Source organism: Enterobacter cloacae complex sp. IR5422 (assembly GCF_049238165.1).
Classification (GTDB): domain Bacteria; phylum Pseudomonadota; class Gammaproteobacteria; order Enterobacterales; family Enterobacteriaceae; genus Enterobacter; species Enterobacter roggenkampii.
Genome location: NZ_JBMKHT010000016.1, coordinates 80,688 through 92,965, shown reverse-complemented (window position 1 = coordinate 92,965; position 12,278 = coordinate 80,688). Strand labels below are relative to the sequence as shown.

General features: G+C 56.5%; 7 protein-coding genes. 1 reads left to right on the top strand and 6 read right to left on the bottom strand.

What is annotated here, in order from left to right; translation table 11 throughout:
* Nucleotides 1-433: 433 nt before the first annotated feature.
* Together mngB and mngA are read right to left on the bottom strand one after the other, a co-directional pair.
* On the bottom strand, nt 434-3,064 hold the full coding sequence (gene mngB, locus ACOTXT_RS10465; protein WP_333163613.1) for a mannosylglycerate hydrolase: 2,631 nt from the start codon (nt 3,062-3,064) through the stop codon (nt 434-436).
* A gap of 23 nt (nt 3,065-3,087) precedes the next feature.
* Entirely contained in the window at nt 3,088-5,004 is a 1,917-nt protein-coding gene (mngA, locus tag ACOTXT_RS10460) for a PTS 2-O-a-mannosyl-D-glycerate transporter subunit IIABC (protein ID WP_333163610.1), read from the bottom strand.
* Nucleotides 5,005-5,174: 170 nt separating this feature from the next.
* Here mngA and ACOTXT_RS10455 point away from each other — a divergent pair, with 170 nt between their 5' ends.
* Nucleotides 5,175-5,891 carry a GntR family transcriptional regulator gene (locus ACOTXT_RS10455; RefSeq protein WP_333163607.1) on the top strand — a complete coding sequence of 239 codons (717 nt, stop codon included), beginning with the start codon at nt 5,175-5,177 and terminating at the stop codon, nt 5,889-5,891.
* A gap of 83 nt (nt 5,892-5,974) precedes the next feature.
* On the opposite strand, the gene sucD is transcribed toward ACOTXT_RS10455, so the two are convergent.
* The 4 genes from sucD to sucA form a co-directional block, all read right to left on the bottom strand.
* The gene (gene sucD / locus ACOTXT_RS10450) at nt 5,975-6,844 is read right to left on the bottom strand and encodes a succinate--CoA ligase subunit alpha (RefSeq protein WP_008501094.1); all 870 of its coding nucleotides are present in this window, start codon (nt 6,842-6,844) and stop codon (nt 5,975-5,977) included.
* Nucleotides 6,844-8,010, bottom strand: coding sequence for an ADP-forming succinate--CoA ligase subunit beta (gene sucC / locus ACOTXT_RS10445; protein WP_006809579.1), 1,167 nt, complete (start codon nt 8,008-8,010; stop codon nt 6,844-6,846). Before sucC ends, sucD begins: the two co-directional genes overlap by 1 nt.
* A 95-nt stretch (nt 8,011-8,105) precedes the next feature.
* Nucleotides 8,106-9,326: a 2-oxoglutarate dehydrogenase complex dihydrolipoyllysine-residue succinyltransferase gene (gene odhB, locus ACOTXT_RS10440; RefSeq protein ID WP_041910762.1), complete on the bottom strand. Its 1,221-nt coding sequence runs from the start codon at nt 9,324-9,326 to the stop codon at nt 8,106-8,108.
* Nucleotides 9,327-9,340: 14 nt separating this feature from the next.
* Complete coding sequence (gene sucA, locus ACOTXT_RS10435) at nt 9,341-12,148, bottom strand: 2-oxoglutarate dehydrogenase E1 component (protein ID WP_333163603.1); 2,808 nt, start codon at nt 12,146-12,148, stop codon at nt 9,341-9,343.
* Between the last annotated feature and the right edge of the window lie 130 nt (nt 12,149-12,278).

Genomic DNA, 12,278 nt, shown 5'->3' with positions numbered 1-12,278 from the left:
AAATCAGCCACGAAGAGACGATTTTGGGCTGAAAATTGGAAAATTGAGCCACAGGACGTCGATAAAGGACGGTTTGGGGCGTCATATCGGGAGCTGCGGACCACTTAATCGCAACTTCCTTAACTATGTTTAATCGTGGTGAGAATGGTAAAAGCCATGTTAATGATATGTGCATGTAAAGATGTGATTGGTTATCGAAGACGAAAAAAAATATAAACAGAAGTGATTTTAATTAACGCGAAACAAAAGCCTCATTTCGATGCGCGGCAAACAATAAAGCATAGCCGGGCCGGGTTATTTTTCCATGGTATTTATGCAACCCTTCGTAATTACATTTATTTTACTTTTGTCACCCCATAACTTAACACCGCGGCGTGACTATTTAATGAAAAAGGCCGCAAACAGTGCAGCCTTTTAATGATATCAGCGGTTCTCAGGCAAGAAGAAGGCTAAAGGTTCGCGACTGTCCCGGTCTGAACGCCCCGACAATCCCTTCGTCTTCACCGTGGTCCATCTGCCGTTCATTCATGTCCGTTTCGCAGCACCGCTTCACCGCTGGATTGACGGATAGCGTCGCGTCACATGCGCTGGACTGTGAAGGGTTGAACAGACGAAGAATGAGCTCATCACGATCTTCCGCTTTTTTGATCGCACTGAGTACGCATCCCGTTGGCGAAAGCGCTAACAGGCTGTAACTTTCCGGCGTGGTCAACGACGCGCGATTCAGCTTCATTGCATCCCACGGGATCTTGTTATAACACTGCACCGGCGTTAACCACGATTGAGCCTGCTGCGCGACACCCGCGTTTTCCGGCGTGCCGCTGAAGCTGAAGAGGCTAAAGCGGCAGCTTAGCGGACCACGCACCTGAGCGTCCGGGACCGGCATTTTAATACCGGATGGTCTGCCGGGGCGCAGGAGCAGATCTTCTTTGCCGAGTACCCCCACGCCGCGCAGCAAGGTCAGAGCAAATGCTTTTTGTTCATCGCCCACGACTTCAAATTCACGCAGCCCCTCGGTAAATAGCGCAAGCCCGTTTCGTTTTTCCTGCAGGACGGCGTAGCTGAGTAAATTCCAGACGGGAACCGGCGCTTCTTTCCACCCCTCCTCCTGCCAGTTTTGCATCGCCGCGTCCTGCACCGGACGAGAGATCGTGCCAAACTGCGTATCCGCTAACACCTCCCGGGTCGCAAACGGCGTTGGGATGAGCACGCGAACGCGGTGGTCGTCGGCCTGATTATCCAGGCGCACCGCCACGTCAATGCGTCTGCTGTTGCGGCTTAGCGTAATTTCAAATTCAGCGTCGAGATAGCCGTTTCGCTGGCGCGCCGCGCGTTCCGCCAGGTTTGCCGGAACGGCGATTCGATGGCGGATAACTGCCCTGCTCTGCCAGCCTTCATGCGTAACCTCAAATTCATGCTCGCCCTGCGCGGAAGTGAGTCTCCACTCTTCCCGCGAAGGCGAGTAGTCGTACTCATCGCCATCATCCGAGCTCTCTTCGATTTCCAGCACGCGGTCATAAATAAGCCCGGTTTCTTTGTCGCGCAGGCGCAGCGAACCGTCGTCATTTACGTCAATCTGCCAGAAGGCGTTTTCAAGTAAGGAGGCGGTATTTTCCCCCGGAGAGAGCGCCTTCCCGGCCACGTTAGGTTCGATAAACAGCGTACGGTAGCCCATCGACGGCAATATCTGGCTGAGCTGAATATCAAACTCCATAAACGGTTCGTAATTGCCGTAGTGAACAATCTGTCGGTCAATGAGGCCCGGGTCGAGCTCGCGCGCGCTGCGGATGAAATACGGGATCTCGTTGCCTTTGTCATCCCGCAGACGGAACTGGCTGGCGCGCAGTCGAATCGTGGTGTTCATCACCTCCTCACGCGGCCAGGGCATCAGGTTGAACATCACCAGCTTATCGGCATCGCTTTGCGGCATGTTGTCGACAATCTTGCGCATATAGAAACGCGCCAGGTTATCTGCCATGTCCTCAGCCAGTTCAAAGCGGGAGACAATCTCGCGATGCACCTTGTCGCTGCAGCAGCAGCCGATGCTGTCGTGAGCGTGGTTTTTGAGGATCTCTTTCCACATCTTCTCCAGCAGGCCGTGGTGGTAGTTGAAGCCCAGCGTCCAGGCAAGCGTCGCCAGCGGCTCGAGGATGTTGACAATTTTGTTCTCAATACGCGCATGGGCGATTTTGATATCCATGCGCGTGGAGCCGATGGTCCGGTGCACGCGCATGTATTTCCCGTCGATAAACTCACCTTTTAAGGTCGCCAGATCGTCGCGGTGCGCGTCGATGCGATCAAAGACCTCCTCAAACCGGCTCATCACAAATTGACGCTGCGGATAGATTTCACGCAGCTTCTCCATCACCGCGAAAATGTTCTGCTGCAGCGGCATCTGGTCGTGTCCGTTGGGCAGCAAAATCGCTTTGGTGACGGACGCCTTTTCCAGAACCTCGAAATAGCTGTCGAGCCGTTTTCGCAGCCCCGCTTCGTCCTCCGGTAAGTACTTACCAATCGCGTAGCCCAGCGGCAGCACCTGTGCCGTCACTTCACTGCCGTCCTGGCTCTGCCAGAGAAATTCGGTTTTATCGGTCCCGTGGCGTTCAGAACAACCGCGCCAGAACATCGTGCGGGTAATGCCAAACCCGTTATAGATATGCGGAAGCTGGCCGGACATGCCAAACGAATCCGGCAGATAGCCGATCTTCATCGGCTCGCCGAAGGCCATACAATCCCGGATGCCGTACATCAGGTTGCGGACAATCGACTCGCCGCTCACGATCGTGGTATCGGTCTGGGTATACCAGGGGCCGATAATCAGCTTTCCGCGCTCGACAAGCGCCTTCACGCGAGAGCGGTTTTCGGGCACAACGGCAAAATAATCCTCCAGAACAGCCGTCTGTCCATCGAGAACATAGTATTTGTACTCATCATCCTGCTCCAGCCGGGTCAGGATCTCTTCCATATTATTGACCAGAAGAATACGCGACTCTTCGGTGGTGAAGTACCACTCACGGTCCCAGTGCATATGCGGCGTGATATGAACGCGAGATACAGCTTTCATCTTCGTTTCCTGTTTGTGCGTTTTTACGATAAGGCGTCTTCAGTGACGTAGTTGCCCTTTTTTACCGCCTGGCGTCGCCAGAGCAGCAGAACCAGGGTGGAGATAGCGGTACCCACCAGCGCCGCGCCAAACCAGCCCGCCGCAGCAACCACACCGCCCAACCCGGCATCGTGAAGTAAAAAAAGAGAGAAAATCCCGGCCCCCGGCGTAGACAACCCGATCCCCATCGCACCGACAGCCGCGCCCGTCACCATGGATCCGAGTACAAATGAGCCAATGACGCGAAGCGGGTCTTCAATCGCCATCGGAATCGCCCCTTCGGTAATGCCCGCGAGGCCGAGCAGCCAGGTCGATTTACCGGTTTCAATTTCAAACGACTTAAACAGCTTCGGTGCCAGCATCGTTGACGCCGTGACGGTGAAGGCTGAGACCATTTTGACGGAAGCAAAGATCGCATAGGGACCGTATACCCCGTTCGCCATCGCCCCCAGGCAAAACGCGTAAGAGGCTTTGTTGACCGGGCCACCCAAATCGAATGAGCACATAAACCCGAGGATTGCCCCCAGAAGCAGCGCATTCGCGCCGGACAGACCGTTAAGCCAGACGGTGAGCGTGTTATTGAGCCAGGCCACCGGTTCGCCAATCACAAACAGCATCAGGCTGCCCGCGCCCAGCACGCCAATCACCGGATAGAGATAAAAAGTCAGAAAGCCGTTGTAGCGGCTACTGAGCCGGATGTGGTTTTTCACCCAGCGCATCAGATAGCCCGCGATCAGCCCACCGACGATAGCGCCGAGAAAACCGGAGCCGATCATGTTGGCAGCCAGACCGGCCGCAAAGCCCGGCGTCAGCGCGGGTTTATCCGCCAGCGAGTAGGCGGTGTAGGCCGAGAGAACAGGCACCATCAAAATGCCGAGCATGCCGCCGCCAAGCTTGCGGTACATCCACAGCCACGAGTTTTCCTGGTCAAACAGGTGCTGCAGGCCAAGGATCTGCGCCAGCAGTACCGATACGGCCAGCACCGTACCGCCGGCGACGATCAGCGGCACCGCAAAAGAGATGCCGCTGAGAAGCGCCTGCTTGAGTTCAGTTTTAACGCGCTTTTTCGTTTCGGTATCGGCCTGAGCATAGCGCGCATCGGTAGAAGGCTTTAGCGCCAGCGCGCGCTCAATCAACGCTTCAGCATGACGCAGGGGTTCCGCAACGGGCACGTAAATGGCGGGGATCCCCTGAAAGCGCTCGCTCTCTTTGATCGCCACTTCTGCGGCAAAAATACACGCTTTCGCCTCCTGCAACTGCTGGGCAGTAATTCGCCCTTCGATGCCGTTCGCCCCCTGCTTTTCGACCACCACGTTGACGCCGAGCTTACGTCCCGCTTTCTCCAGGTACTCTGCGGCCATATAGGTATGCGCGATCCCCGCCGGACAGGCGGTGACACAGACGACGGTTGGTGCATTCACCGGCGTATCAGCCTCGTCTTCCTTCGAGACACCGTTCAGCGCATCAAGGAGATCCTCTGCCGTCCCGGCAGCCATAACGCGTTCCCGGAGGGCATCATCGGCCAGGCGAGACGTCAGCGCCGTCAGCACCTGGATATGCGTGGATCCCGCTTCAGCTGGCGGGATGGCAAGCAGGACGATCAGCTCTACGCGTTCAGGGCCGTCCACCCCCTCCCACTCCAGCGGTTCGCGCAGCGTAGCAACCGCAAAAGCCGCTTCGTTCACCGCGCTCGATTTACCATGCGGGACAGCCAGCCCTTCACCCAGGGCGGTTGGCCCCTGAGATTCGCGGCGGTAGACCTCCGCCAAAAATGCATCGCCATCGGTAATTTTGCCCAGCGCCACCAGCCGCATTGTAAGCTGGCGAATGGCCTCATCACGGCTGGCATAGTGCGCCTGCACGCAGACAGCACTGGTGTGGGTCAGAGTCGTCAGGTTCATAAGATCCTCACACATACGTTGTTATTGTCTGGCGGCAATTGTGGCAGGTCATACAATACATTTATGTGATCATTTTCACTAACAACGAAAATTTGTATTTAAGTTGTATTATTTACAAATTTTAAGCGGGAGGCATAATTCCATGAAAAGGTATTAGAAAGGCAGATTCGATGGGTAACAAACCGATGTACCGGCAAATAGCCGATGCGCTTCGCGAAAAAATCAGTGTGGGAGAGTTAAAGCCTGGCGATGCGTTACCGACGGAATCCAGCCTTCAGGAGGTATTCAACGTGAGTCGCGTCACGGTGAGACAGGCGCTGAAGCTGCTTACGGAAGAGCAGATCGTCGAGAGCATTCAGGGCAGCGGCACCTACGTAAAAGAAGAGCGCGTCAATTACGACATTTACCAGCTCACCGGGTTTTACGAAAAACTGGCGGACCGGAACGTGGATACCCACAGTGAGGTGAGCATTTTCGAAGTGCTGAAAGCCGATGCAAAACTTGCCGAAAAGCTGAATCTCTCTCATGACGATAAAGTCTGGCACGTCAAACGCGTCCGCTTTATCAAACAAAAACCGGTAAATCTGGAAGAAACGTGGATGCCGCTGGCCCTGTTCCCCGACCTCACCTGGGAAGTGATGGAGAATTCGAAATACCACTACGTTGAGCAGATCAAAAAGCTGGCTATCGATCGCAGCGAGCAGGAGCTGGTGCCGATCATGCCGTCAGAGGAGGCGATCGCCGCGCTGTCGCTCGATCCGGCAAAGCCGATCCTGGAAAAAGTCTCCCGCGGGTTTCTGAAGGACGGGCGGGTATTTGAATACAGCCGCAACGTGTTCAATACCGATGATTACAAGTTCACGCTAGTCGCCAGACGCAGGCAATAAAAAAGGCCGCTTTACAGCGGCCAACCATGTCGAAACGGACATTTTTATACTGCAACGCCCCCCTTTCGGGGAGCAGAGAGGACTTACTTAATGATGGATTTCAGTGCTTCGCCGATATCCGCCAGGCTGCGAACGGTCTTCACGCCTGCGGCTTCCAGCGCTGCGAATTTCTCATCAGCCGTACCTTTGCCACCGGCGATGATCGCGCCTGCGTGACCCATACGCTTGCCTTTCGGCGCGGTCACACCCGCGATGTAGCCCACAACTGGCTTGGTCACGTGTTCTTTGATGTAAGCAGCCGCTTCTTCTTCCGCGCTACCACCGATCTCACCGATCATCACGATCGCTTCGGTCTGTGGATCTTCCTGGAACAGCTTCAGGATGTCGATGAAGTTAGAGCCCGGGATCGGGTCACCGCCGATGCCCACGCAGGTGGACTGGCCGAAACCGTAGTCGGTGGTCTGCTTAACCGCTTCATAGGTCAGGGTACCGGAACGGGACACGATGCCCACTTTACCCGGCTTGTGAATGTGGCCCGGCATGATGCCGATTTTGCATTCGCCCGGGGTGATAACGCCCGGGCAGTTCGGGCCGATCATACGCACGCCAGCTTCATCCAGCTTCACCTTCACGGTCAGCATATCCAGCGTCGGGATGCCTTCGGTGATGGTGATGATCAGTTTGATGCCTGCGTCGATCGCTTCCAGAATAGAGTCTTTGCAGAACGGTGCCGGAACGTAGATCACGGTCGCGGTTGCGCCCGTCGCTTCTACGGCTTCACGCACGGTGTTGAACACCGGCAGGCCCAGGTGGGTGGTGCCGCCTTTACCTGGCGTTACGCCGCCAACCATCTGCGTGCCGTAGGCAATCGCCTGTTCGGAGTGGAAAGTCCCCTGGCTACCGGTGAAGCCCTGGCAGATAACCTTGGTATCTTTATTAATTAAAACTGACATTATTTCCCCTCCACTGCGGCAACAACCTGCTGAGCTGCATCCGTCAGACTTTTCGCTGCAATAATATTCAGGCCGCTGTCAGCCAGTTTTTTCGCGCCGAGTTCAGCGTTGTTACCTTCCAGACGCACAACCACCGGAACGTTAACACCCACTTCTTCTACCGCACCGATGATACCGTCGGCGATCAGGTCGCAACGGACGATGCCGCCGAAGATGTTAACCAGAACGGCCTTCACGTTGTCGTCGGAGAGAATGATTTTGAACGCTTCGGTTACGCGCTCTTTGGTTGCGCCACCGCCCACGTCGAGGAAGTTCGCTGGCTCGCCGCCGTGCAGCTTAACGATGTCCATGGTGCCCATCGCCAGGCCCGCACCGTTAACCATGCAGCCGATGTTACCGTCCAGCGCCACGTAGTTCAGCTCCCACTGAGCAGCCTGTGCTTCACGCGGGTCTTCCTGAGACTGGTCGCGCATTTCGCGCAGATCCGGCTGGCGGAACAGCGCGTTGCCGTCAGCGCCCAGCTTGCCGTCGAGGCAGATCAGATCGCCCTGGGTCGTGATCACCAGCGGGTTGATCTCGATCAGCGCCAGATCGCGCTCCAGGAAAATGGTCGCCAGACCCATGAAGATCTTGGTGAACTGCTGAACCAGCTTGCCTTCCAGACCCAGTTTGAACGCCAGCTCGCGACCCTGGTAAGGCATTGGGCCTGCCAGCGGATCGATAGCCACTTTGTGGATCAGGTGCGGGGTCTCTTCCGCCACTTTTTCGATTTCCACGCCGCCTTCGGTAGATGCCATGAACACCACGCGACGGGAGCTACGGTCAACCACCGCGCCCAGGTACAGCTCTTTCGCGATATCGGTTGCCGCTTCAACCAGGATCTGGTTAACCGGCTGGCCGTTCGCGTCTGTCTGGTACGTTACCAGACGCTTGCCGAGCCAATGTTCAGCAAACGCACGAATCTCTTCTTTGCTCTTAACAACCTTCACACCGCCCGCTTTACCACGGCCACCAGCGTGAACCTGACACTTAACTACCCACGGGCCGGAACCGATTTTAGATGCGGCTTCTTCTGCTTCACGCGGGGTAGTACAGGCATAACCCACCGGAGCCGGTAAGCCATACCGGGCAAACAGCTGTTTGGCCTGATATTCATGTAAGTTCATGTGTTCTATCCATCCTTCAGGGTAATCGTTATCTTCAAACCTGTAGACCGGCGCAGCGTGTGCCGGTCTACGGGGCAGGTGATGCTAAATCGTGACTAGACGTCCAGCAGCAGACGCGTTGGATCTTCGAGCAGCTCTTTAATGGCTACCAGGAAGCCCACGGACTCGCGGCCGTCGATCAGGCGGTGGTCGTAAGAGAGCGCCAGGTACATCATCGGCAGGATCTCAACTTTACCGTCTACCGCCATAGGACGATCTTTGATGGCATGCATACCCAGGATCGCGCTCTGCGGCGGGTTAATGATCGGGGTAGACATCAGCGAGCCGAAGACGCCGCCGTTGGTAATGGTGAAATTACCGCCGGTCAGGTCGTCTACGGTCAGCTTGCCGTCGCGGCCTTTCACCGCCAGCTCTTTAATGTTTTTCTCGATGTCGGCCATACCCAGGGTATCCACATCACGCAGAACCGGGGTCACCAGGCCACGTGGGGTCGAAACCGCCATGCTGACATCGAAGTAGTTGTGGTAAACCACGTCATCGCCATCAATGGACGCGTTCACTTCCGGGTAGCGTTTCAGCGCTTCAACCACCGCCTTCACGTAGAAGGACATAAAGCCCAGACGGATACCGTGACGTTTTTCAAACGCGTCACCGTACTGCTTACGCAGGTCCATGATTGGCTTCATGTTCACTTCGTTGAAGGTAGTCAGCATCGCGGTGGAGTTTTTCGCTTCCAGCAGACGCTCGGCCACGCGCTTGCGCAGGCGGGTCATCGGCACGCGTTTTTCGCTGCGTGCGCCCAGCGCAGGCTGTGCTGCCGGTGCTGCCACAGGGGCTTTCGCTTCGGCCTGAGCAGGCGCTTTCGCCAGGTGCTTGTCGATATCTTCGCGGGTCAGACGACCGCCTACACCGGTACCTTTGATGGCTGCCGGGTCAAGGCTGTGTTCCGCCAGCAGGCGACGGATCGCCGGGCTGAGGGCGTCATTAGACTGCTCTTCCAGAGAGGCCTGCTGGCGCTGCGCTGGCGTAGAGGCTTTCTCTTCAGATTTCGCGCTGGACTCTTTGCCCGCGCTGTTGCCTTCACGCAGGCGACCCAGGATCTGACGAGAGGTGACGGTGGTGCCTTCATCTTCCAGCACCGCGTCAAGAACGCCATCCGCCGAAGCCGGTACTTCCAGTACCACTTTGTCAGTTTCGATTTCTACCAGCACTTCATCGCGCTTAACGGCATCGCCTGGTTTTTTGTGCCAGGTAGCGACGGTCGCATCTGCTACAGATTCAGGCAGGTCGGGAACAAGAATATCTACGCTACTCATTATGTATCCTTTAATTAATCGACGTTCAGCGCGTCATTGACCAGATCTTGTTGCTGCTTCTGGTGAACGGACATATACCCTACCGCCGGAGAGGCGGAGGCCGGGCGACCTGCATAGCGCAGGGCTGACCCAAATGGAATCACTTCACGGAAATGATGCTGGCTGCAGTACCATGCGCCCTGGTTGAGCGGCTCTTCCTGGCACCAGACAAAATCATGAACGTGAGCGTACGGTTTCAGCGCTTCCTGCACCGCCTGGTGCGGGAACGGATAAAGCTGTTCGATACGCACGATGGCGACATCTTTCTGATCGTTCTTACGGCGCTGTTCCAGCAGGTCGTAATAAACCTTACCAGAACACATCACTACACGCTTCACGGCCTGCGGATCCAGCTCGTCAATTTCACCGATGGCCGGCAGGAAGGTACCGTTCGCCAGCTCTTCCAGGCTGGACACCGCCAGCGGGTGACGCAGCAGGGATTTCGGCGACATAACCACCAGCGGACGACGCATACCGCGCAGCGCCTGACGACGCAGCATGTGGTAAACCTGCGCCGGGGTCGACGGCACGCAAACCTGCATGTTCTGCTCCGCGCAGAGCTGCAGATAACGTTCCAGACGCGCGGAGGAGTGCTCCGGACCCTGGCCTTCATAGCCGTGCGGCAGCAGCATCACCAGGCCACACATACGGCCCCATTTCTGCTCGCCGGAGGAGATGAACTGGTCGATAACCACCTGCGCACCGTTGGCGAAGTCGCCGAACTGCGCTTCCCAGATGGTCAGGGTGCGCGGTTCTGCCGTGGCGTAACCGTATTCGAAAGCCAGTACCGCTTCTTCAGACAGCACGGAGTCCCAGACCTTGAACTGGCCCTGACCGTTGTGCACGTGCTGCAGCGGGGTGTAAGTTGAACCGTTGGACTGGTTGTGAACCACCGCGTGACGGTGGAAGAAGGTGCCACGGCCCGCATCTTCACCGGACAGACGAACAGGAATGCCTTCGTCAACCAGCGTCGCGTAAGCCAGCGTTTCCGCGCCGCCCCAGTCGAACAGCTTCTCGCCTGCCGCCATGGCCTGACGGTCAGCATAAATTTTCGCCACGCGAGACTGCATCTCGATAGCGTCCGGCACGGTGCTGATGCGTTTAGCCAGCTCCTGCAGGCGCTTCATCTCCACCTTGTTCGGATAGCTCTCATCCCACTCGTGGTTGAGGTACGGCGACCAGGTAAAGGAGTGCATGTTCATCGGGCGCAGCTCTTTCACTACGCATTCACCCGCGTCCAGCGCGTCGCGGTAGAGGTTGACCATTTCGGTCGCATCTTCCAGCGTCGCCACTTTGTCGCTTTCCAGCTTGTCAGCATAGATTTTGCGCGGCGTCGGGTGTTTTTTGATTTTCTGGTACATCAGCGGCTGGGTTGCACTTGGCTCATCCGCTTCGTTGTGGCCGTGACGGCGGTAGCAGAAGAGGTCAATGAACACATCGCGTTTGAAGGTGTTACGGAAGTCCAGCGCCAGACGGGTCACGAAAGCCACGGCTTCCGGGTCATCCGCGTTAACGTGGAAGATCGGCGCCTGAACCATCTTACCGATGTCGGTGCAGTACGGGGTAGAACGTGCGTCAAGCGGGTTAGAGGTGGTGAAGCCCACCTGGTTGTTGATCACGATGCGAACGGTACCGCCCACTTCGTAACCACGCGCTTTGGACATGTTCAGGGTTTCCTGCACCACGCCCTGCCCTGTCACCGCCGCATCACCGTGGATGGTGATTGGCAGAACTTTGTTGCTGCTCGGCTCGTCCAGACGATCCAGACGCGCGCGCACGGAACCGATAACCACCGGGCTGACGATCTCGAGGTGCGACGGGTTAAACGCCAGCGCCAGGTGAACCAGACCGCCTTCGGTTTCGATATCTGACGAGAAGCCCATGTGGTACTTCACGTCGCCGGTGCCGAGGTGTTCTTTATGTTTGCCCGCGAATTCGTCGAACAGGTCCTGCGGTTTTTTACCCAGCACGTTGACCAGTACGTTCAGACGACCACGGTGTGCCATGCCCAGCACCACTTCACGGGTGCCGCTCTTGCCTGCGTGACGAATCAGCTCTTTCAGCATCGGCACCAGGGCGTCACCGCCTTCCAGCGAGAAGCGTTTTGCGCCCGGGAACTTCGCGCCCAGATAGCGCTCAAGGCCTTCCGCTGCGGTCAGTTCGCTGAGGAAGCGTTTTTTCTCGTCAGCCGAGAAGGTCGCGTGGCCCGCTACGGATTCGATGCGCTGCTGGATCCAGCGCTTCTCTTCGGTAGAGGTAATGTGCATGTATTCCGCGCCGATGGAGCCGCAGTAGATTTGCTTGAGCGCGTCAATCAGATCGCCCAGCTTCATCGTGTCTTTGCCGATGGCAAAGGAACCTACGTTAAAGCTTTCCTGGAAATCGGCCTCGGTCAGATCGTGATACGCCGGATCGAGATCGGCCACACGGTCTTGTTTCCACAGTCCCAGCGGATCGAGATTCGCATGCTGGTGACCACGGAAGCGATAAGCGTTGATAAGCTGCAGGACTTTAACCTGCTTCGCATTGGTGTCAGGGTCGGAAATCGCAGAAGAGTAACGTGAGGCATCCTTCGCCAGACGACGGAAATAATCACGTGTTTTGGAATGGAATTGATCCGGTTTGACCCCTGTACCAGGCAACTGCTGGAACATGGAACGCCAGTTTGCGTCCACTGAGTCAGGATCGGTTAAGAAGTCTTCATAGAGCTGTTCTATCCAGCTCTGGTTGGCACCAGAGAGGTAAGAAGAGTCCAGCCAGGCTTTCATTGCGCCGTTCTGCATCGTGATCCCTTAAGCATTTTTATGCTTACTTTCGCCGTAGAAACTACCACGCACACCACGTGTACGTGCCGGGGTTCACCTGCGAGCTCTTTTCATTTGGCCCGCGAAGGAACCTTTAGAAACTGTCTGG

Coding starts and splice junctions, on each gene's coding strand:
- ACOTXT_RS10455 (WP_333163607.1), top strand. CDS start 5,175: ATGGGTAACAAACCGATGTACCGGCAAATAGCCGATGCGCTTCGCGAA.
- mngA (WP_333163610.1), bottom strand. CDS start 5,004: ATGAACCTGACGACTCTGACCCACACCAGTGCTGTCTGCGTGCAGGCG.
- sucD (WP_008501094.1), bottom strand. CDS start 6,844: ATGTCAGTTTTAATTAATAAAGATACCAAGGTTATCTGCCAGGGCTTC.
- sucC (WP_006809579.1), bottom strand. CDS start 8,010: ATGAACTTACATGAATATCAGGCCAAACAGCTGTTTGCCCGGTATGGC.
- sucA (WP_333163603.1), bottom strand. CDS start 12,148: ATGCAGAACGGCGCAATGAAAGCCTGGCTGGACTCTTCTTACCTCTCT.
- odhB (WP_041910762.1), bottom strand. CDS start 9,326: ATGAGTAGCGTAGATATTCTTGTTCCCGACCTGCCTGAATCTGTAGCA.
- mngB (WP_333163613.1), bottom strand. CDS start 3,064: ATGAAAGCTGTATCTCGCGTTCATATCACGCCGCATATGCACTGGGAC.